Origin of the sequence: Liquorilactobacillus sp., assembly GCF_047719775.1 — a bacterium.
Lineage (GTDB): Bacteria > Bacillota > Bacilli > Lactobacillales > Lactobacillaceae > Liquorilactobacillus.
Genome location: NZ_JBDNTS010000001.1, coordinates 30,298 through 53,010, shown reverse-complemented (window position 1 = coordinate 53,010; position 22,713 = coordinate 30,298). Strand labels below are relative to the sequence as shown.

Below are 22,713 nucleotides of genomic sequence, written 5' to 3'. Positions count from 1 at the left end.
ATACTGTCCTAAACTTTTTCAATCCAACCTTCAGGTGCTGTAATATCACCGAATTGGATACCAATTAATTCATCATATAGTTTGCGAGTGACAGGGCCGACTTCTGTTTTACTGTAGAATACATGGAAGTTATCACCGTATTGGAAACCACCAATAGGTGAGATAACTGCAGCAGTTCCGCAAGCACCGGCTTCAGCAAGATGATCAAGTTGGTCAATGTAAATATCACCTTGTTCTGTTTTCATACCAAAGTTATGTTCAGCGAGATACAGCAACGAGAACTTAGTTACACTTGGTAAGATGGATGGTGACTTAGGTGTTACAAATTTACCATCTTTAGTGATTCCAAAGAAGTTAGCTGAACCAACTTCTTCAATTTTCTGGTGATCAATTGGATCAAGATAGATACAATCCGAGAAACCAGCATTATGTGCAAGCTGACCAGGGAAGAGACTAGCTGCGTAGTTACCGCCAACCTTACTTGCCCCAGTTCCTTTATGAGCAGCACGGTCATATTCAGAAGCAATAAAGTTTGTAGGTGTCAAGCCACCCTTGAAGTAGTTTCCAACGGGCATGGCAAAGATTGAAAAAATATATTCTTCAGCGGGATGAACACCAATATTGCCACCAACACCGACAAGGTATGGGCGAAGATAGAGTGTAGCACCTGTGCCATATGGAGGAATATATTTTTCATTGGCTTTCACAACTTCCTTTAATGCTGCGACAAACATTTCAGTAGGAACCTTAGGCATCATTAGTCTTTCACAACTGTTCTGCATTCTTTGGGCATTTTGATCTGGGCGGAAAAGATTGATACTCCCATCTTTACAGCGATAAGCCTTAAGTCCTTCAAAAACCTCTTGACCATAGTGCAGACATGTTGATCCTTCATTAATGGTAATTGTAGCTTCATCTGTAAGACCAGCATCACGCCATTCACCATCGCGCCAGTAAGCGCGATAACGATAAGGCAAGTTCATATAAGTAAAACCAAGATTGCTCCAGTCTAATTCAGATGGGTCCTTTGCTTTTGGTGTTGTTGAAAGTGACATTTTAATTCCTCCTTATTTTTGAATCATGAGAGCCGTTTGAAGTTAAAACAAAAAGCACTCACCGCCAAGAATATAATTCGGCGGTGGGTGCTTAAAAAAATCCATCGCCTAGTTATCCTAGCGCGATGGACTTAATGTCTGAACAATCTAATCAGCCGAGACATTAAGCAACACATCGCGCGTGCTAATAATGACTAGGCTCACTAGATACTGGGCGGTATTACTACAAACAGTGATTGTACGTGACATGTTGCTCAACTCCTCTCAATAATTGATTGCTATAACGTGACTTCATAATTGATATTTCTTATTATAACTATTGTCATTAAAAAAGCAACCTCTTTTTTAATAAAAATGTAATTTTATTATTTTTAATGCCAGAATTGTTTAATAAAACATACAAATCATGTGGAAAAGGTGAGATTAAAATCTTTCCATAAGATGAGAAAAAGATTGTCTTATTGACTTTTTCAATAATTGAAAGTATATTATAGGCAATCATTCTTATCTTAATTGATGAAGTAGTCAAAGTGCTTTATCCACGTTTTCAAGGCGTGGAGTGGCGCTTTTTTTATTGTCTAAAAGGAGGTAGTGGAGAGTTGGCAGCAAATACGATCACAGAATATGATACGATTGCAGCGATTTCAACTCCACCTGGTGAAGGTGCAATTTCAATTGTGCGTTTAAGTGGAGAAGAAGCATTACAGATTGCACAAAGTATATTTTCTGGGAAAGAATTAACTAAAGTTGAGAGTCATACCATAAATTATGGTCATATTATTAATCCGAGAACTAAGCAAGAAATTGATGAAGTTATGGTTTCAGTAATGAGGGCACCCAAAACATTTACACGGGAAAATGTTGTAGAAATCAATTGTCATGGAGGAATCGTTGCAACTAACGAAATTCTACAGCTACTATTAAGCAATGGTGCTCGGTTGGCTGAACCGGGTGAATTCACCAAACGTGCTTTTTTACATGGCAGAATTGATCTTTCACAAGCAGAAGCAGTGATGGATCTTATCAGAGCTAAGACGGATAGATCAATGAAAGTTGCATTGAACCAATTGGATGGGAATCTTTCACAGCTAATCAGGAATTTACGTCAAGACATATTAGATGTCCTAGCACAGGTCGAGGTCAATATTGATTATCCGGAATATGACGATGTTGAAGAGATAACAACAAGGTTACTAAAAGAAAAGGCACAAGATACAAAAGCACGGATAGAACAACTATTACAAACCGCTAAACAAGGCAAGGTCTTACGTGAAGGATTGGCAACGGCGATTATTGGTAAACCTAATGTTGGCAAGTCTAGTTTGTTAAATCACTTACTGCATGAAGACAAAGCGATTGTGACAGATGTCGCGGGAACAACACGCGATGTGATTGAAGAATATGTAAATGTTAGAGGAGTTCCACTTAAATTAGTTGATACTGCAGGGATTCGTGAGACCTCAGATAAAGTAGAAAAAATTGGAGTTGAACGTTCTAAAAGGGCAATTGAGCAAGCTGATTTAGTGATGTTGGTGTTGAATCAAAGTGAACCATTAACTGTTGAAGATCAACAATTAATAGACTTAACTAAAGATAAGAAAAGAATCGTTTTACTAAATAAGGTGGACTTGCCTTTAAAAATAGACTTTACACAGCTTACGAAGGAAGTAGGTAAAGATGAGTTGCTGAATATCTCCGTTTTGAAGAATGAAGGAATTAACAAGCTAGAAGAAAAAATTGCAAAATTGTTCTTTGGCGGAATTGAGAATAGGCAGACGACAATCATGGTTACAAATGCAAGACATATTGGTCTCTTAAATCAAGCAAGAGACTCATTAGATTCTGTTTTAAGCGGAATCGAAGCTAATATGCCAGTAGACTTAATTCAAATTGATATGACTAATTGCTGGGATTTATTGGGCGAGATTACAGGAGATAGTTATCAAGACGAACTATTGACGCAATTATTCAGTCAATTTTGTTTAGGAAAATAAATAATTAGATGGAAGATAGGAGATCGTAATGGATGTAAAGCAATATGCTAGCAAAGACTATGATGTAATCGTAGTTGGAGCGGGGCATGCAGGCTGTGAAGCTGCATTGGCTGCAGCCCGGATGGGGAATGAAACTCTCTTAGTAACAATCAATCTTGAGATGGTGGCATTTATGCCATGCAACCCTTCTATAGGCGGACCAGCCAAAGGGATTGTTGTGCGGGAATTAGATGCACTTGGCGGTGAAATGGGTCGTAATATTGATAAGACGTATGTACAGATGAGAATGCTGAATACTGGTAAAGGTCCAGCTGTAAGGGCATTGAGAGCACAGGCTGATAAACGTGCATACTCAATCGAAATGAAGCACACTATCGAAAAGGAACCAAATCTAACATTACGTCAGGGAATTGTTGATAACTTAATTGTTGAAGATGGTGTTGTTAGAGGTGTAATTACTAATACAGGCGCACGATATGGTGCTAAAAGTGTCGTATTGACGACTGGAACAGCAGCTCGTGGAAAGATTATTATAGGTGAGTTGATGTACTCTTCCGGGCCTAATAATACACAACCCTCTATGAAACTGTCAGGTAATTTGGAGAAGCTAGGATTTGAACTGAAACGCTTTAAGACGGGAACTCCACCACGGGTTGATGGAAATACGATTGAATATGGAGTAACTGAAGAACAGCCAGGTGATAAGGAGCCAAATCATTTTAGTTTTGAGACTTCTGATGATGATTACTTGAATGCTAAGGATCAGCTATCTTGCTGGCTGACATATACTAATGAAAAGACACATGAATTGATTCGAGCAAACCTTGATCGTGCACCAATGTTTTCAGGTGTGATTGAGGGAGTTGGACCAAGGTATTGTCCATCGATTGAAGATAAGATTGTGAGATTTGCTGATAAACCGCGGCACCAATTGTTTATTGAACCAGAAGGACGCAATACCGATGAGTTTTATGTTCAAGGTTTGTCGACTTCAATGCCAGAAGAAATCCAACAACAAATGGTGCATTCTATCAAAGGGCTTGAGCATGCTGAAATGATGAGACCTGGTTATGCGATTGAATATGATATTGTTTCACCATATCAACTAAGACCTACATTGGAGACAAAGCTAATTAGTGGATTATATACTGCGGGTCAAACAAATGGGACTTCGGGTTATGAAGAGGCTGCTGGTCAAGGAATGTTAGCCGGAATTAATGCAGGGTTACACGCTCTTGACAAAGAAGAAGTTGTGCTCAAGCGTAGTGATGCCTATATTGGTGTGATGGTTGATGATCTAGTAACCAAGGGAACAAACGAGCCGTATCGTTTATTAACATCGCGTGCAGAGTACCGCTTGATTTTGCGTCATGATAATGCAGATATGCGTTTGACTGAATTAGGCCATGAAATTGGTTTGATTTCTGATGAGCGTTATACCAAGTTTGAGGCAAAAAAGGCAGCTATCGAAGCTGAAGAAAAACGGCTTGAAAGTTATCGAATTAAGCCAAATGAGCAAGTCAATGCATTTCTTGCAAAAAAAGGTGCTGCACCATTGAAAGATGGCGTATTGGCAAGTGATTTCTTGCGCCGCCCAGAGGTAACCTACGCTGAATTAGCTGAGTTTATTCCGGAATCAACAAAAGAAATCGATAATCGAGTAATTGAACAAGTTGAGATTCAAATTAAATACGAGGGTTACATCAAAAAAGCCAATCAAAAAGTTGAGAAGCTCAAAAAGATGGAAGCCAAAAAAATTCCAGATCGAATTGATTATAGTGCGATTGAGGGAATTGCCACGGAAGCGCGGCAAAAATTCGAAAAAATTCGTCCCGAAACACTGGCACAAGCTAGTCGAATCAGTGGAGTTAACCCAGCAGATATTTCGATCTTAGCGATTTATATTGAACAAGGGAAGATAGCAAAGATTTAGATTATGGAAGATATACTTTTTGTACAAGTTTTGGATGGTAATAAAAATAAAATAGATTCTTTTCAAATAGGAATTATTTGGTTCTTTCTCCACAAAACAAGCAAAATTTATTAAAAAATGTCAATCATCTTTTTTACTATCGGTGTCTGGATTTTTCTCCAGACGCTTTTTTCTTACTACAATTGCAATGAAAATTGATTCGAGATTTAAGTAGATAAAATCGATAAGTATTAAGATTCCGTAAATGAGATGACTACCGCTCGATAGGCCCCAAAGATTTAAAAGCAATATTGGGATGAAAAAAAGACTTGTGATAGCGACTAACAGAGCTGCATTTTTCCAAAACCATAACATGTGAGACATCTCCTCTAGATTAATTAAATTAATAATAAAGCATTTTTGAGTGAAGTGACATAGTTAGACAATGGAAATGAAAAAAAGTATGTGTTTGAAATCACAACCACAGAATTTAAAATGATATTTTGATGAAAATTAAGATAGCAAATTTGTTGTAGAAATGGTTCTTGTATATCATAATAAGTTCATGCAATCACAATGTTTAAATATTGTGCAAAAGGCGTTAAAATAAGTATGAAAGCGGTTTACAAAAGAAAAATATAACTTAGTGGAAAGAAATAAGTTGTATCACGGATTACGTTGTAAACGAGGTTTGCTGTAATGTTTGCTTGATAATGATGAGGAGGTCTAGAAATGTCAAAAAAAATAATCGATTTTGAACAATTGAAGAAATTTGATGATGAATTCAAACCGGTACAGCTTTTATCTATAGAGGGAAAATTGTTGGAACCTGATTGGAAACCGGATTTGAGTGATGAAGAGCTTGTTGAACTCTTTAAACAAATGGTTTGGTCGAGAACACTTGATGAGCGTTCAACAAAATTGAATCGTCAAGGACGCCTAGGATTCTATGCACCTACTGCAGGTGAAGAGGCAAGCCAGATTGCATCGAATTTTGTGATGGAAAAAGAAGACTTTATTTTACCAGCATATCGTGATGTACCACAGCTTGTACAACATGGATTGCCTTTATATCAGGCATTTCTGTGGTCACGTGGACATGTCGACGGTAATAAGTATCCTGCTGAATTACGGGCATTACCACCACAAATCATTATTGGAGCACAATATGTTCAAGCTGCGGGGGTAGCACTTGGCTTCAAGTTAAAAGGCCAAAAGAATGTGGCCTACACTTATACTGGTGATGGTGGAACATCACAAGGTGATTTTTACGAAGGAATTAACTTTGCAGGTGCGTTTCAAGCTCCCGCAATCTTTGTCATTCAAAATAATGGTTTTGCAATTTCAGTCCCGCGTAGTAAGCAAACGGCTGCCGGGACCTTGGCTCAAAAAGCAGTGGCTGCCGGAATTCCTGGAATTCAAGTAGATGGAATGGATGCATTAGCTGTTTATGAGGTAACAAAAGAAGCTCGTGATTATGCATTAGCAGGTAATGGTCCAGTACTGATTGAGACGCTAACTTATCGTTATGGTCCGCATACTCTCTCTGGAGATGATCCAAAACGGTATCGTACGAAGGAAACAGATGATCTTTGGGTCAAAAGAGATCCATTGGTAAGAATGAGACTTTATCTTGAGGGTAAAGGTCTTTGGAAGCAAGAGGATGAGGAAACCTACGTTGAGCAAGTTCGTGCTGAAATTAATGAAGCAATTAATAAAGTTGAAAATATGCCAAAACAAAAAATTAGTGAATATTTAAAGAATACCTTTAAAGAAACACCGGCTGGAACTAAAAGAGAAATTGAGAAGTTTGAAGCGAAGGAGGCAAAATAATTATGGCGAACAAGACAATGATTAAAGCAATAACTGATGCGCTAGATCAGGAACTTGCAAGAGATGAGAAAGTTCTCGTTTTTGGTGAAGATGTTGGAAAAAATGGGGGAGTTTTCCGTGCTACAGAAGATCTTCAAGCAAAGCACGGTGAAGAACGTGTCTTTGATACGCCTCTTGCTGAGTCTGGAATTATCGGGCTTTCGACTGGATTGGCTTTGGAAGGTTTTCGTCCAGTACCCGAAATTCAATTCTTTGGTTTTGTTTTTGAAGCAATGGACCAAATAGCAGGACAGATTGCGCGAATTCATTTCCGACTAGATGGAACCCGTGAGATGCCAATTACAATTCGTGCTCCTTTTGGTGGTGGTGTGCATACACCAGAGCTACATGCTGATAGTTTAGAAGGGTTAGTATCGCAAATTCCAGGATTACGTGTTGTTATTCCGAGTAATCCATACGATGCTAAGGGTCTCTTAATCTCAGCGATTCGTTCTGATGATCCAGTTGTGTTCTTAGAACATATGAAGTTGTATCGCTCAATTAAAGCCGAAGTACCTGATGAAGAATATACAGTACCATTGGACAAAGCTAATATTGTAAAAGAGGGTACAGATTTGACGATTATCACTTATGGTGCAATGGTTCAAGAGGCAATCAAGGCGAGTGATGAGTTAACCAAGCAAAATATCAGTGCAGAAGTAGTAGATTTAAGAACTGTGTCTCCGATTGACGAAGAGACTATTCTGGAATCGGTTAAGAAAACAGGTCGTGCAGTCGTTGTGCAAGAAGCCCAAAAACAAGCAGGAGTGGGTTCGCAAGTAGCTGCACTTATCGCTGAAAAAGGTATTTTATATTTAAAAGCACCAATTGGACGCGTTGCAGCACCGAATACACCTTACCCATTTAGTGAAGCTGAAAGTGACTGGCTACCTAACAAGCAGGATGTAGTAGAAAAAGCACAAGAAATTTTGGAATATTAGGAGGCGAGCAAATGGGTGCGTATCAATTTAAATTACCAGATATTGGTGAAGGAATTTCAGAAGGCACAGTTGCACAATGGTATGTAAAAGTTGGTGATGTTCTAAAAGAAGATGACGATTTATTAGAGATTGAAAACGATAAGTCAGTCGAAGAAATTCCTTCCCCAGTGGCAGGAACAGTCAAGAATATTCTTGTGGATGAAGGCGAAACTGCTGAAGTTGGACAAGTTTTAATTGAGTTTGAGGTCGAAGGAGCAGGAAATGTTACCAAGGGAGCAGAAACAGCAGCACCACAAACATCTGCTGAACAGACACCAGTTTCTCCAGCTGTAGAGGCAGCAGCACCAGTGGCAGAAACTAGTGTACCTGAAACTGAGAAAAAAGAAACTAATGTTACTAAAATGGCTGAGGTAGACAGAACGTTGCCAGTCTTAGCGATGCCAGCAGTTCGCATGTATGCTAGAGAAAAAGACGTAGATATCTCAAAGGTGAGTGGAACTGGGTCACATGGGCACGTTACTAAAGAAGATATTGATGTATTCTTACAAGGTGGCCGTGAGAGTGGGATCGCAGAAATACAAAAAGTAGCAAGTCAAGATGCTGATACAATAATTTCTACAAGTAATCGTCCACAAGCAGCAAGTCAAGAATGGCCAGAAACTAGAGAAAAGATGTCGGGAATCCGTAAAGCTACAGCTAAAGCAATGGTGAATAGTGTTAGTGAAATCCCACATGTTACCGTTTTTGATGATGTTGTGGTTGATAAACTATGGAAACATCGTAAGCAATACAAGACGATGGCAGCTGAACGGGAAGTTAGACTTACTTTCTTGCCATATGTTGTTAAGGCATTAGCAGTTGTAATGAAAGAATTTCCAATTTTTAACTCATATGTAGATATGGAAAAACAAGAAATTGCATATCGCGATTATATTAATGTTGGAGTTGCAACAGATACTGATAGAGGCCTATTCGTACCTAATATTAAAAATGCTGATCAAAAGAGTCTGTTTGGGCTGGCAAAACAAATTACGGAAAATACGGAAAAAGCAAAAGATGGCAAACTTGCTGGCGCTGATATGAAACATACGGGGATGTCGATTACAAATATCGGTTCAATCGGAGGCGGTTTCTTTACACCAATTATTAATTGGCCAGAGGTTGCAATTTTAGGCTTAGGGAAGATTACAAAAGAAGCAGTTGTGGTGGAAGATGAAATTAAAGTTGCTTATGTATTAAAACTTTCGCTTTCATTCGATCATCGTATTATTGATGGTGCAACGGCTCAAAAGGCACTTAATCGTTTAGGTGAACTATTGAGTGAACCAGAACTATTATTGATGGAGGGATGAGCAGATGGTAGTTGGAGATTTTGCAATTGAACTTGATACAGTGGTAATTGGTGCTGGACCTGGTGGGTATGTTGCTGCAATTAGGGCTGCTGAAAAGGGACAGAAAGTTACGGTTATTGAGAAAGAATATATTGGTGGAGTATGTCTAAATGTTGGCTGTATTCCTTCAAAAGCATTAATTGAGGCAGCTCATCGTTATCAAAGAGCAATGAACTCATCTGAAATGGGTTTGCGTGTTACAGCAGCGACCCTTGATTTTAAACAAACACAGAAATGGAAACAAGAAAGTGTAGTTGATAAATTAACAGGTGGTGTGGCAGGATTATTTAAAAAACATCATATTGATGTAATTTGGGGCAGTGCATTTTTGAAAGATGATCATAGTTTGCGTGTAATGACAGATGATTCTGCTCAGACGTACAGTTTTAATAATTTAATTATTGCTACTGGTAGTCATCCAATCGAGATTCCTAACTTTAAATTCAAAGGGAAGGTCCTAGACTCAACAGGAGCTTTGGCACTTCAAGAGGTTCCTAAGAAGTTGATAGTAGTTGGTGGAGGTTACATCGGATGTGAGCTAGCGTCTGCATATGCAAATTTAGGTGCCCATGTTTCTATCCTTGAAGGGGCCGATCGAATTTTAGCCAATTATGAGAAGGATTTGGTGGCTGTTGTTGAACATCATTTTAGCGGTCAACATGTTGATATTTATACTAATGCGATTGCGAAGATGTCGGAACAAACAGATAAGGGCGTTAAAATTAAATTTGATGTTAGTGGCGAGGAAAAAGAATTAGAGGCTGATTACTGTGTTGTGTGTGTGGGACGCAAACCGAATACTGCGGATATGGGTTTGGAACATATCGGGGTGAAAATTGGGGATCGTGGACTAATTGAGGTCGATGCACAGTGTCGAACAAGTGTTGGCAATATCTATGCAATTGGAGATGTTGTGCCTGGAGCTGCATTGGCGCATAAAGCCAGTTATGAAGGGAAAATTGCAGCAGAAGCAATCTCTGGTTCCAAAGGAATTGTAGATTATCGCGCTATGCCAGCCGTATGCTATACAGATAGCGAGATTGCAACAACTGGTTTAACAGTTGCAGAAGCTAAGAAACAGGGTCTTGATGTTAAGAAGGCACAATTCCCATTTGCAGCTAACGGACGTGCAATCTCAATGAGCAGTACAAATGGGTTTGTACGTCTTGTATTTGAAAAAAACAGTCAAGCAGTTGTCGGGGCTCAAATTGTTGGGCCAAATGCTAGTGATTTAATTACAGAATTAACGCTAGCAATTGAAACAGGTGCAACTGTTGAAGATGTTTCATTAACTATTCATCCACATCCAAGTATTAGTGAAGCTGTTATGGATGCTACTGACATTGCACTAGGATTACCAATTAATATTTAGGGAGTGATTTTGAATATGCAATATGTAGCGATGAAGACATTCGATATTCGGCGGAATTTGGCAACTGAACAATACTTGATGAATAGCGATAAATTAAAATTACCAGTTGTGTTATTTTATATTGAGGATCGTTGTGTGATTGTCGGGCGCAATCAAAATACAATTGAAGAGGTTGATCAGAATTATTGTAGAGAAAACGGAGTGACTGTTACCAGAAGACTTTCTGGTGGAGGTGCCATGTATCAAGATCTAGGAAATTTATGTTTTAGTTTTATCGTTGATGCTGAGAACCAAGAGTTTGGTGATTTTAAAAAAATGGTTTCCCCAATAGTTAAGGCTCTACACGAAATGGGTGTGACAGGAGCAGAAGTAACTGGACGTAATGATATTGTTGTCGATGGAAAGAAGTTCTCTGGAAATGCAATGTATACTCGAGGTGGAAAAACATTCTCGCATGGAACACTGATGTTAGATGTTGATACTTCAGAAGTTGCTAAAACATTGACGGTACCTTTGGACAAAATTCAATCTAAAGGAATAAAATCTGTGCGTAGTCGTGTTACGAATTTACGATCTTATCTTTTGCCTGAATATCAAAACATCACAACTGAAGAGTTTCGTGATTTATTAATTACTAAAGTTTTGGGTGTAAATGGTATTGAACAGGCAAAGGGAAATGAATATCTTTTAACGGTAGACGATGAAAAGAAGATTGATGAGATCGAGTCACAATATTATGGCAATTGGGATTGGGTTTATGGTAAATCGCCCAAGTTTACTGTTAAAAGGCGGAAACACTTTACAAGTGGAACAATTGACGCACGTATTCTTGTCGAAAAAGGAAAGATTGAAAATATAAAATTCTATGGTGACTTTTTTGGAACAAATAATGTGAGTGAACTTGAATCAGAACTTACTGGTAGTATTTTTGATAAAACGCAGTTAGAGATAAAGCTTCATAATAGTAACTTAAGTCAATATTTCCAAGGTATTCCTGAACAAGAAATAATTGATTTGTTAGCTGGCTAATATTAGTGGGTGACTATGGTTAATTAGAGAAAGGGACTGTATTTTTGTGGCAGTCCTTTTTATATTTCCTATAAAAAGGTTTGTAAGCTGAACACGGAGAAGAGATGAATAAAATGAAATGGCAAACTGCTTGGGTACATGAATGCAGTGATTTTTCAACTTTGCCTTTTAAAATGGCTGAATTAACAGAAGTAGTTCAAATGACGATGAATGTTAGTGGTAATGCTGTCAGGTTTGAATTATCAAATCTGTATGGTACGGAAGATCTTAGGTTTAACGAGGTTAGTTTTAGCACGGATGAGAAGTTCCACGTGAAACACAGAATATATTTTGATGATAATGGGATTGTTACTATAAAAAAAGGAACAACGATAATTACCGATGCATTGGAGTTTAAGATTATTCCAGGGATGAAAATTTTTTTAAGACTGGTCAGTAATAAATCTCAAAAATATATGGATTTTGCTAATACCTATGATACATCAATGACAAATGCGGTAATTGTTAGAAAAGCCGGGACAAGTCCGTTATTACGCCAGACACTTGGTGCAAGACGGGGTTGGTTTTGTCTAAGCAAAGTAGAGGTATATAGTGACTACCAAGCAAAAGTTATTTCTATAATTGGGGATTCGTTGGTTGAAATGGGATATATTAGTGATAGTCTCATGGCATTGTTATATAAGCAATTTCCTGGTAAAGCAGTTGTTTTGAATTATGGCGTTTCTGGTCAGAGAATGCTTAATGATGCTCCTCAGGATGAGCCATTATTTGCAACATTTGGGATAAAGACGAGGGAAATGTTACCCAAGGTATTGCAGAATAGTCCAGACCTAGTGCTAGTGTGCACAGGACTAAATGATTTAATACTACCTATTTTTAGTCAAGAGGCACAAAATCAACTAGTCAAAGCGCAAGAACTTTTCATGGAATTTGAGTATATCTATGAACAGATAAGAAGTAAAGGGAGTCAGGTTATGTTAGGCACAATAACACCGTTTGAAATCGGGCATACACAGGAGATTCATACTTCAGTAATGGAACAAAATATTATTACTAGAATAAAATTAAACAAGTTTCTCCAGCAAAAATACCAGAATCAATTAGTTAGTAGTGCCTTATTGGTTGAAAATGATGGTTTTCGACTGCTTAAGCAGTATGATTTAGGAGATCACATACATATCAATAAGGTAGCTGGAGAAATTATCGCGCAGAGTATATATAAAAAAGTTGTGACAGCAGTAGGGATTGAATAATATTATTTTGGTGATATATATACAATGGTAGTATACTGTGCATATAAAATTATTACGAGGTTAGATAATGATTGATTTACATGAAATATTAGATAAAATGAATTTAAAACAGAAAATTAATTATGATAAGATACTCCAAAAGATGATTGCAAATTGGCAAAAAGACGATAGTAGACCATCAATTTTACTACATAGTTGCTGTGCACCATGTAGTACCTATACTTTGGAGTACTTAACACAGTATGCCGATGTAACTGTCTATTATGCAAACTCGAACATTCATCCGCGGGCAGAGTACCAACGAAGAGAGTATGTCCAGCAGAAATTCATCAGTGATTTTAATCAAAAAACTGGCAATCATGTTCAGTTTATTGCAGCGCCATATGAGCCACAAGAATATTTTCTGGCAGTCAGAGGACTTGAAAAAGAGCCTGAAGGAGGACAGAGATGTCGAGCATGCTTTAGCTATAGGCTGGATCTAGTTGCTGCGAAGGCTGTAGAATTGAGATTCGATTACTTTGGAAGTGCATTAACGATTAGTCCGCATAAGAACTCACAGGTGGTTAATAGTGTTGGAATAGAGGTCCAAAATTTTTATAGTACTAAATATTTACCCAGTGATTTTAAAAAAAATAATGGGTATCAACGTTCAGTAGAAATGTGCGAAGAATATGATGTGTACCGACAGTGTTATTGCGGGTGTATTTTTGCTGCGAAAGCACAAAAAATTGATCTTTCAAACACGCGAAGGGAAGCTTTGGCATACTTAAAGGATAAGGATACCAAGACAGACTTTGCAGATATTAAATTTGTATATCATGAAGAAAAAAATTAACCTTTAAGGTAGATCATTGGTTTTTAAAAGTAAAAGAGCTGTCCAACTTTAGAATCTGTTAAAAAAATAGCAGATTCTTTTTTTATACCGTTTTTTTCATGAATGTATATTTTTGCTTTGAAATGTATAAATGTGATGATAGAATGCTTTTAAGGTGTATATTTGATGGGAAGTGGGTGGCTCAAATGAAAGTAATGATTTCAGACTTTAAGGAATTAATGCAAAAAGACAATATGGTTGAAATAAAATTATTAAAAAAGAACCATCCAGATTGGATAGTTGTGACGTGTCCCTATGATTCGAAGGAACCATCAGCCTTTTTCAATGAACTTAAGGATGCTGATGCATTAATTACAGCTTTTTTGCCAATTGATAAAAAAATGTTTGATGCAGCGCCAAAACTAAAACTAATATCTATTAGTGCGGTCGGCTACGAAAAAGTTGATGTACAGCTGGCACAGGAAAGAGGAGTCAGAATTTGTGCGATTGGTGAGTATTGTACACAAGATGTTGCTGAATTTACAATCTCATTAATTCTTGCATTAGTAAAGAGACTGAAGCAATATGACAGGCTTGTAAGCAAAGAACATCGTTGGGAATATGATGCTTTTATGGCCCAACCTAGGCTTTCGCGGATGACTTTGGGAATTTTTGGCTATGGACGAATTGGTGCGGCAGTTGCTAAAATGGCGAGTGCATTAGGAATGCGAGTAATCGCATATAGCAGACATATAGTTGACGGAACAATAAAAAATGGGGTGGAATTTGTAACGGAAGCTCAGTTATTGGTGAGCGCAGATATCGTTTCCAATCATATGAGAGCTACATCTGATAATTATCATTTTTTTAATACTAATACTTTTCAAAAAATGGGACAAAAAAAGCCCTATTTCATCAATGTTTCAAGAGGAGAAACCGTTAATGAGACAGAGCTTTTGACAGCACTTGATTGTGGTATGATTCGCGGTGCTGCACTTGACGTATTGGAGAGTGAGACACCTGATTTAGTCAATAATCCCTTATTAGAGAGAAATAATGTAATAATTTCTCCGCATGCAGCCTTTTATTCACAAGATTCAATGGCTTCTTTACAGAGAATATCTTGTGAGAATGTAATATCCTTTTTTGAAGGTCAAAACGAAAAAGTTTTTAATTTTGTTGATTAGTAGTTTTAGCAGTTTTCAAATAAATTCGTATGGTAAACACCATTAAAAGTAGTAGAATCACGGTAAACCAAATGGACAAGCGCGTTCCAAATGTAAATGAGTTAGGTATATCTGCGATTACAATCATTATAGTTGTTGATACCGAAGCAGCGACTTGTCTGAAAGTATTGTTCAGAGCTGAGGCATGGCTAATATCTGTTGGTGTGATATCCTTGAAAGCTTCTGACATTGCCGGTGCAAAGACCAATGAGTTTCCAATCATCCTAATAAGATATGCAGAGGCTATTAGCCAAGCAGAGGTTGTTTCTGTTAATAGAACTAAGGGAATTGTTGCAATTAGCATTAATAAAACACCCATATACAATAAGTGTTTTGGTCCATGGCTATCATAATAGCGACCTGCTAGTGCTGCAAAAAGTGCATTTAAAATTGCACCTGGTAACAGAATGAAACCAGCCTGCATACTATTCAATCCTTGAACATTTTCTACAAAAATTGGGATAATTTGTTCTGTGCCAATGAGCACCATGAAGGCAAGCATTCCAATGATCGTCAGTAGACTAAAAGACCGGACTTTGAGTATCTGTACTCTAAGAACTGGTTGGGTGAGTCGTAATTGACGCTTGTAGAAGATTGTTAACAAGAAAATGCCAACAAGCAGCATGAGCCCGGCAAGTAGATAGCTTTGTTTATACAGAGTGAGACTTGCCAGAGCCAGAGTGGCACCAGTAAGTGAGAGAATTACAGATAAGATATCAATTTTGACGGCTTTTTTTTGCGAATAGTTAGGGAAATAAAAGAGAGCGATTAGCCAAACAAAAATAACGAGCGGTAATACAAGAATAAATAAAAAACGCCAATTCAAAAAATGCAGAATAACACCAGAAATGGTTGGTCCAATTGCTGGACCAGAGGCGATTACTAAACCAGATAACCCTAGGACAGTTCCTCTCTTTTCTGGGGGATAAATTGTTACCATAGTGGTCATCTGAAAAGACATGAGTATTCCTCCAGCACAGGCTTGAAGAATGCGGGCAATTAACAAGATAAGGAAATTAGTAGCTAATGAGCCTAGAATAGTACCAAAAATAAAAATACCAGTTGTTACTAAAAATAATTGCCTATTTGAATACTTGTCATATAAGTTAGAGGATAATGGTGTGACAATTCCTATAATTAGGATATATCCGGTAGTCAGCCACTGGACGTTACTTAAAGAAACACTCATTGTTTTTTGAATAACCGGTAAAGCAGTAATCATCATTGTTTGACTAGCTAATGTGAGAAATGTAATTAAGAGCAGGAGAATTGTGACAACTGTTCTTTTTTCTTTTGTAATATGTGTGTTCATAAATGATTCCCTTCTATAAATAACGAATGATATCTGTGTTGAATTTTGTACTTAATAAAAAAATGTATTGCAGTAACCACCCTAACATTCAATGTTATAGTTTATTTTAGATGATATCAAGGAATATTTCTTCTATATAAAATACCAGTAGATTAAGCAATAATATTCGCCTTTAGATTATATTTGTGGGATGAAGGATGTTTTGAAGCAAATTATATTAAAAAAAGTGTTTAAAAGGCGAATAATACATATGAGTGACGTTGCAGAACACAGTATAAAAGGATATACTTGAAAAAATAAGTTTAATAAAGTGAATGGGGTGCTGGAATGAAAGCAATTCTGACTACGATTGGTAAGGATCAAGTAGGAATTATCGCTGGTGTTAGCCAATTTTTAGCTGAAAAAAAAATTAATATACTTGATGTTTCTCAAACCATTATGGATGGTTATTTTACAATGATGATGATGGTAGAGATAAAAGATGAAAAAGCAGATTTTGCTGTTCTTTCAGAAGAACTTAATGAACTTGGAACAAAGTTGGGTGTCGAAATTAAAATCAGACGTGAAGAAATTTATCATGCAATGCATCAGTTATAGGGGGATATTTAATTAAAGATGGAAACCGAGAAGATTATTGAGACAATCCACATGATTTCTGACGAGAATCTTGATGTCCGCACTATTACAATGGGAATTTCTTTACTTGATTGTATTGATAGCGATAGCACAAGAGCTTGCGAACGTATTTACAACAAAATAATGAAAAAAGCTAAGAATTTGGTCAAGGTCGGTAAGCAAATTGAAGCAGAATATGGCATTCCAATTATCAATAAACGCATTTCTGTAACACCGATTTCAATTATTGCTGCAGCAAGCGCCGATAAAAATTATTTAAAATATGCACAGACATTAGATCGTGCTGCCAAAGAACTTGGTATTAATTTCATAGGTGGTTTCTCTGCACTTGTACAAAAGGGTTATCAAACGGGAGATCTTAAGTTAATTAAATCACTACCTCAAGTTCTGGACGAAACTGATTTGGTTTGTGCTTCAGTTAATGTTGGTTCCACACGCAGCGGTATCAATATGGATGCTGTTGCTGAGATGGGTAAGATCATAAAAAGTGCTGCAGAACGTTCTTTTATGACAAATACAAAAATGGTTGTCTTTTGTAACGCGGTTGAAGATAATCCGTTTATGGCGGGAGCCTTTCATGGTGTTGGTGAACGAGATACTGTGATTAATGTTGGTGTTAGCGGCCCAGGTGTTGTGAAACATGCCCTTGAAAATGTTAGGGGTGAATCAATGGATGTTGTTGCAGAGACTATTAAGCAGACAGCATTCAAAGTTACGCGAATGGGACAACTGGTTGGGACACTTGCGGCTGAACGGTTGGGTGTACCTTTTGGCATTGTTGATTTATCATTAGCGCCAACTCCAGCTGTGGGAGATTCTGTTGCACAAATTCTTGAAGAAATTGGACTTGAGAGTGTTGGAACCCATGGTACCACTGCTGCTCTAGCTTTACTAAATGATGCGGTTAAAAAAGGCGGAATTATGGCTTGCAGCCATGTTGGTGGACTATCTGGAGCATTTATTCCTGTTTCTGAAGACGCCGGAATGATTGCGGCGGTTAATGCAGGAACCTTGAATATTGAGAAGCTTGAAGCAATGACTGCTGTTTGCTCTGTAGGGTTGGATATGATTGCAATTCCGGGAGATACTCCAGCAGATACAATTTCGGCAATGATTGCAGATGAAGCGGCAATCGGTATGATTAATAACAAGACGACTGCTGTTAGAATTTTACCAATTCAAAATAAAAAAGTTGGAGAGATGGTAGAATTTGGTGGTTTGCTTGGATATGCTCCTGTAATGGGGGTCAATAAAGCTTCTTCATCTCAAATGATAGCTAGAGGTGGTTTGATACCAGCTCCTATTCATAGTTTTAAAAATTAAAAATTTTGGCAGAAAAGAATTTGGCAGATAAGGCTGATTTGTTTCAGTAATCTGCCTTTTTTGTGCTCAATAATGATGAAGTATTGAATGATAAGGCTTATAATTAGTGAGTGAATAAAGCTGTTTCGGTCAAAAACAAGCATAAATACTTATCCATATGATTGAAAATGAATTTTTTTGCGTTTTTTTGATTGATTTTTCGGACTACTGATGGTAATATATTTTAGGAGGTAATGTAAGTGCTTGCAGAAGAACGGCAACAAGTCATTTTGAGAATGCTTCGTGAGAATGGAATTGTAAAGTTACATGATGTTTGTAAAGAAGTTGAGTGCTCAGAATCATCAGTTCGTAGGGATTTGCAGGAATTGGAAGAAAAAGGTGTTTTAAGCCGCGTACATGGTGGTGCTAAGATGCGTCAATCCTTGCAAAAGGAATTGGATATGAGTGGTAAGTTCGCTCAGAATACTGAACAAAAAAATCAAATTGCTAAGATGGCAGTGAGTCTGATTCAAGATGAAGATGTTATCTATCTAGATGCAGGCACGTCTACATTGGCTATGATCCAGTTTCTGAAACAAAAAAAACAATTAACAGTCGTTACCAATGGCATAATGCATGCAACTGCACTTGCTGATCAGAATATCAGAACTATTCTAGTGGGTGGAGAGTTGAAAAATACGACAAAGGCAATTGTTGGTGTAGAAACGGTCAAGGAGTTGCAACGTTATCGCTTTAACAAAGTTTTTCTAGGGATGAATGGAGTTCATCTTGAATATGGATATACGACTCCAGATCCTGACGAAGCATCCGTGAAGTTAGCTGCGATAAAACAAGGTGCAGAGTCATTTGTTTTGGTGGATAGCACAAAAATTGACCAATTTTCTTTTGTTAAGGTAGCCGAAGTATCAGAAGCTAAAATAATTACCAATAAGTTATCAAAGCTGGTTTATGATCAGTATAATAATCAAACAGAAATTCAGGAGGTTTCATTATGATTTACACAGTTACTGTTAATCCATCAATTGATTATATTGTGCAGCTTAAGGAATTAACCTTAGGCGAAGTCAATCGTATGGATTATGATGCAAAGCTTCCCGGAGGAAAAGGAATTAATGTTTCACGTATTCTCCGAGAATTAGGACAAGATAATATTGCTCTTGGTTTTCTAGGTGGGTTCACAGGCGATTTTGTCGAAGAATCATTGAAGGCGAAAGACTTGAAGACGAAGTTTACACATATAGCTGCCGATACACGTATAAATGTGAAGATTAAATCACAAGCCGAAACGGAAATTAATGGTAAAGGACCTGAGATTTCCAACGATGAAGTTACTGCATTCAAAAAACAATTCGATAAATTGTCGGAAAACGATGTAGTTATTTTATCTGGTAGTTTGGCTCCAAGCCTATCAAAGGATTTTTACTTTGAATTGATTGAGTTAATTATTAACAAGGGTGCGGACTTTGTAATAGATACAACAGGCGAGAGTTTAATGCGGACATTAAAGGAACACCCACTAGTTGTTAAACCAAATCATCATGAATTAGCCGATTTATTCGGTGTTAAATTAAATGGCATTCCTGACATCGTTAAGTATGGCAAAAAGTTATTGGATTTAGGTGCAAAGCATGTGCTGATTTCAATGGCAGGCGATGGTGGATTACTAATTACTCCTACTGAGGTTTATTACAGCAAGGCACCCAAGGGAACTGTAATCAACTCAGTTGGTGCAGGAGATTCAATGATTGGTGGTTTTGTGGGGACATTTGCAGCTACAAAGAATTCTCTTGAGAGTTTCCGATATGGTTTAGCATGTGGGAGTGCAACTGCTTTTTCAGAAGACTTAGCAGATCGTGCCAAAATTGATGAAATTCTGCCGCAAATAAAAATAGAAGATTATAAAAACTAAAAGGGGAAGTGTACTAATGGATATTCGTGAATTGTTATTAAAAGATGCAATGATTATGAATTTAAAAGCAACGACGAAGCAAGAAGCTATTGATGAGATGGTACATCAATATTATGTTACTGGTGTCATCAATGATGAAGAGCTTTATAAAAAAGATATTGTAGCTCGTGAAGCTCAATCAACAACAGGAATTGGTGATGGAATTGCTATGCCTCATGCTAAGGACAAAGCAGTTCAAAGAGCAACAGTTATGTTTGCTAAGAGTGAAAGTGGTGTTGATTATGCTGCTCTTGACGGTAATCCTGTACATTTATTCTTTATGATTGCTGCTCCAGAGGGCGCTAATAATACTCATTTACAGGCACTTGCAACGCTCTCAGGCCTTTTAATAAATCCAGATTTGGTTGCAAGCTTGAAAAAGGCGCAAACACCTGAACAAGTACAACAATTATTTGCAGATGCACAAACTGCTAAAGAAGCTAAGGAACAAGCAGAGGCAGAAAAGGAAAAAGCTGCTGCTAAAGCACCAGTTTCAACTGATCGTCCATATATTGTGGCTGTTACAGCTTGCCCAACAGGGATTGCACACACGTATATGGCTGAAGAGGCATTGAAGAAACAAGCTGAGGCAATGGGTGTTGATATCAAGGTTGAAACAAATGGCTCAGAAGGCGTAAAGCATCTTTTGACAGCTGATGAAATTTCTCGTGCTACAGGTGTCATTGTTGCAGCTGACAAAAAAGTTGAAATGGCACGTTTCGACGGAAAGCATTTAGTTAATCGTCCCGTTGTTGACGGAATTAAAAAGTCTGAAGAACTTATTAATAAAGCGATTGCTCAAGATGCGCCAATTTTTCATGCAGACGCAGATGCAAATCAAGAAGATGCTGGTGCAACTGGTACAGTCGGAAGCGAAATTTACAAGAATTTAATGAATGGTGTTTCCCATATGTTGCCTTTTGTCGTTGGTGGTGGTATTTTGATGGCATTGTCATTCGTTATTGAACAGTACCTCGGTGGGCCGAAGTCAACTGGTTTCATCTTCTTGAACAATGCAGGAAGTCTTGCTTTTGCATTTATGATACCCGTGTTAGCAGGATATATTGCTGAATCAATTGGCGATCGTCCAGCGTTGATGCCTGGTTTTGTTGGTGGATTCATGGCAACGGTTTACAGTGGTACCTTTGGTGGTGTATATACTGCTAACGTTATGACGAATGCAAAGAGTGCTGGTGGATTCTTGGGCGGTATCGCAGCTGGTTTTATCGCTGGTTACTTGACGATTTTCTTGAAGCATCTGTTCTCTAAATTGCCTAAATCACTTGAAGGTATGAAACCTATGCTTCTTTACCCAATTGTTGGTTTGCTTTTAGTTGCTCTCTTGATGTTCTTTATTGTAAATCCAATTTTTGCAGTTATTAATACATGGTTAACGACATTCTTGAATCATATGGGAACAGGTAATGCTGTATTACTTGGGTTGATTTTAGGTGGCATGATGTCCATTGATATGGGTGGCCCATTCAACAAAGCTGCATATGTCTTTGCTGTTGGCGCATTTACAGCAACTAAAAATGGTGATTTAATGGCTGCCGTCATGGCTGGTGGTATGGTTCCTCCATTTGCCACAGCTATTGCCACAGCATTTTGGCCAAAGAAATTCACTGACGATGAGCGAAAAGCAGGAATTACTAACTGGGTACTTGGATTTTCATTCATAACAGAAGGTGCAATTCCATTTGCTACGGCTGATCCATTGCATGTTATTGGTTCAAGTGTATTAGGAGCTGCAATTGCTGGTGGTTTGACACAGCTTTGGCATGTAAGTGTTCCAGCACCTCATGGTGGTTTATGGGTAACTCCATTGGCTACTAATGCTATTGGTTACATTGCTGCTGTTGTAATTGGCGCAGTTATTGCTGGTGTTGTACTGGGAATTTGGAAAAAAGAAAAAGTGAATAATTAAGTATAAAAAAGAGGCTGAGTCAAAATTTAAATTTTGACTCAGCCTCTTTTTTATTCTGGATAGATGTATTTCATAAGTTAAAATATTTTTGTCTAACTTCAAGCTTATCGTCTTGCTTGTATCAACTTGCTTTTTTTCAATCGAAATTCCTATAGAGTACGAGTTTGTGTCGTTACTGATATAAGGTGTTTAAGCTAAAAATAAACTTCTCCAGGATTGAGTTCCAAAGGTCTTTGGATAACGCTTGTTGAAAATACAATTTGGGTCTTTGTTTCACCAAAACGTTGAATATCGTTGATAAAGTTATCGAGAGATCTAGTGGATTTAAAATAGCATGTGATAATTTGAGAATAGCTACCTGTTACGCAATCACATGAAATAACGTTGCCTACAGATTTTATATATGGATAAAAATCATCTTTATCTTTAGGTGAAAGTCTCAAGCTGACATATGCTTTAATTGGATACCCAAGAACTTTATAGTCTATAGAAGTCTGATAATTTGTGATGATCCCCCGTTCTTCAAGATGAGTTAAACGAGTTGAGACTGCCGGTGCTGAAATAAAACAAATATCAGCCAGCTTTTTCAGAGAAATACGTGCATCTTTCTGTAGTGTTGATACAATTTTTAAATCAATTTCATCCATTGAAAATCCCTCCAAACGATCCTATGTAGCCTAATATAGCATACTATCTTAATTTAAACAC

The 22,713-nt window shown here is 37.6% G+C and carries 18 protein-coding genes; 15 read left to right on the top strand and 3 right to left on the bottom strand.

The genetic code is table 11. The annotated features are described in order from the left end of the window. Positions 1-8: 8 nt before the first annotated feature. Positions 9-1,055 carry a branched-chain amino acid aminotransferase gene (locus ABF682_RS00215; RefSeq protein WP_289978959.1) on the bottom strand — a complete coding sequence of 349 codons (1,047 nt, stop codon included), beginning with the start codon at positions 1,053-1,055 and terminating at the stop codon, positions 9-11. Between the two features lie 599 nt (positions 1,056-1,654). Between ABF682_RS00215 and mnmE the strand changes: the two genes are divergently transcribed. The 10 genes from mnmE to ABF682_RS00165 all read left to right on the top strand — a co-directional run bounded on the left by mnmE (position 1,655) and on the right by ABF682_RS00165 (position 14,820). Further along, the gene (gene mnmE, locus ABF682_RS00210) at positions 1,655-3,049 is read left to right on the top strand and encodes a tRNA uridine-5-carboxymethylaminomethyl(34) synthesis GTPase MnmE (protein WP_415618630.1); all 1,395 of its coding nucleotides are present in this window, start codon (positions 1,655-1,657) and stop codon (positions 3,047-3,049) included. Positions 3,050-3,077: 28 nt separating this feature from the next. Next, positions 3,078-4,982 carry a tRNA uridine-5-carboxymethylaminomethyl(34) synthesis enzyme MnmG gene (gene mnmG / locus ABF682_RS00205; RefSeq protein WP_415618629.1) on the top strand — a complete coding sequence of 635 codons (1,905 nt, stop codon included), beginning with the start codon at positions 3,078-3,080 and terminating at the stop codon, positions 4,980-4,982. A gap of 711 nt (positions 4,983-5,693) precedes the next feature. Next, positions 5,694-6,794: a pyruvate dehydrogenase (acetyl-transferring) E1 component subunit alpha gene (pdhA, locus tag ABF682_RS00200; RefSeq protein ID WP_289978974.1), complete on the top strand. Its 1,101-nt coding sequence runs from the start codon at positions 5,694-5,696 to the stop codon at positions 6,792-6,794. 2 nt (positions 6,795-6,796) lie between these two features. Then, positions 6,797-7,774: an alpha-ketoacid dehydrogenase subunit beta gene (locus ABF682_RS00195; protein WP_415618628.1), complete on the top strand. Its 978-nt coding sequence runs from the start codon at positions 6,797-6,799 to the stop codon at positions 7,772-7,774. Between the two features lie 11 nt (positions 7,775-7,785). Continuing rightward, positions 7,786-9,126, top strand: a complete 1,341-nt coding sequence (locus tag ABF682_RS00190) for a 2-oxo acid dehydrogenase subunit E2 (protein WP_415618627.1) — start codon at positions 7,786-7,788, stop codon at positions 9,124-9,126. A gap of 4 nt (positions 9,127-9,130) precedes the next feature. Beyond that, complete coding sequence (gene lpdA, locus ABF682_RS00185) at positions 9,131-10,537, top strand: dihydrolipoyl dehydrogenase (RefSeq protein WP_289978978.1); 1,407 nt, start codon at positions 9,131-9,133, stop codon at positions 10,535-10,537. A gap of 15 nt (positions 10,538-10,552) precedes the next feature. After that, the gene (locus ABF682_RS00180) at positions 10,553-11,566 is read left to right on the top strand and encodes a lipoate--protein ligase (protein WP_415618626.1); all 1,014 of its coding nucleotides are present in this window, start codon (positions 10,553-10,555) and stop codon (positions 11,564-11,566) included. A gap of 104 nt (positions 11,567-11,670) precedes the next feature. Further along, positions 11,671-12,819, top strand: coding sequence for an SGNH/GDSL hydrolase family protein (locus ABF682_RS00175; protein ID WP_415618625.1), 1,149 nt, complete (start codon positions 11,671-11,673; stop codon positions 12,817-12,819). Positions 12,820-12,886: 67 nt separating this feature from the next. Next, entirely contained in the window at positions 12,887-13,654 is a 768-nt protein-coding gene (locus ABF682_RS00170; RefSeq protein WP_415618624.1) for an epoxyqueuosine reductase QueH, read from the top strand. Between the two features lie 185 nt (positions 13,655-13,839). After that, positions 13,840-14,820 carry a C-terminal binding protein gene (locus ABF682_RS00165; RefSeq protein WP_289978984.1) on the top strand — a complete coding sequence of 327 codons (981 nt, stop codon included), beginning with the start codon at positions 13,840-13,842 and terminating at the stop codon, positions 14,818-14,820. Here ABF682_RS00165 and ABF682_RS00160 read toward each other — a convergent pair. Beyond that, positions 14,804-16,171, bottom strand: coding sequence for a DHA2 family efflux MFS transporter permease subunit (locus tag ABF682_RS00160; protein ID WP_415618623.1), 1,368 nt, complete (start codon positions 16,169-16,171; stop codon positions 14,804-14,806). The genes ABF682_RS00165 and ABF682_RS00160 overlap by 17 nt on opposite strands. 327 nt (positions 16,172-16,498) lie before the next feature. Between ABF682_RS00160 and ABF682_RS00155 the strand changes: the two genes are divergently transcribed. The 5 genes from ABF682_RS00155 (at position 16,499) to ABF682_RS00135 (ending at position 22,005) form a co-directional block, all read left to right on the top strand. Further along, positions 16,499-16,768 (top strand): ACT domain-containing protein, encoded by a 270-nt coding sequence (locus ABF682_RS00155; RefSeq protein WP_289978988.1) that lies wholly within the window; start codon positions 16,499-16,501, stop codon positions 16,766-16,768. An 18-nt stretch (positions 16,769-16,786) separates the two neighbouring features. Next, positions 16,787-18,130: a PFL family protein gene (locus tag ABF682_RS00150; protein WP_415618622.1), complete on the top strand. Its 1,344-nt coding sequence runs from the start codon at positions 16,787-16,789 to the stop codon at positions 18,128-18,130. A 239-nt stretch (positions 18,131-18,369) separates the two neighbouring features. After that, the gene (locus tag ABF682_RS00145) at positions 18,370-19,125 is read left to right on the top strand and encodes a DeoR/GlpR family DNA-binding transcription regulator (protein WP_289978990.1); all 756 of its coding nucleotides are present in this window, start codon (positions 18,370-18,372) and stop codon (positions 19,123-19,125) included. Then, positions 19,122-20,039 carry a 1-phosphofructokinase gene (pfkB, locus tag ABF682_RS00140; protein WP_289978992.1) on the top strand — a complete coding sequence of 306 codons (918 nt, stop codon included), beginning with the start codon at positions 19,122-19,124 and terminating at the stop codon, positions 20,037-20,039. Before ABF682_RS00145 ends, pfkB begins: the two co-directional genes overlap by 4 nt. A 16-nt stretch (positions 20,040-20,055) precedes the next feature. Further along, positions 20,056-22,005 carry a fructose-specific PTS transporter subunit EIIC gene (locus ABF682_RS00135; protein ID WP_289978994.1) on the top strand — a complete coding sequence of 650 codons (1,950 nt, stop codon included), beginning with the start codon at positions 20,056-20,058 and terminating at the stop codon, positions 22,003-22,005. 194 nt (positions 22,006-22,199) lie between these two features. Here ABF682_RS00135 and ABF682_RS00130 read toward each other — a convergent pair whose 3' ends face one another. Next, positions 22,200-22,652, bottom strand: a complete 453-nt coding sequence (locus tag ABF682_RS00130) for an Lrp/AsnC family transcriptional regulator (RefSeq protein ID WP_289978995.1) — start codon at positions 22,650-22,652, stop codon at positions 22,200-22,202. Between the last annotated feature and the right edge of the window lie 61 nt (positions 22,653-22,713).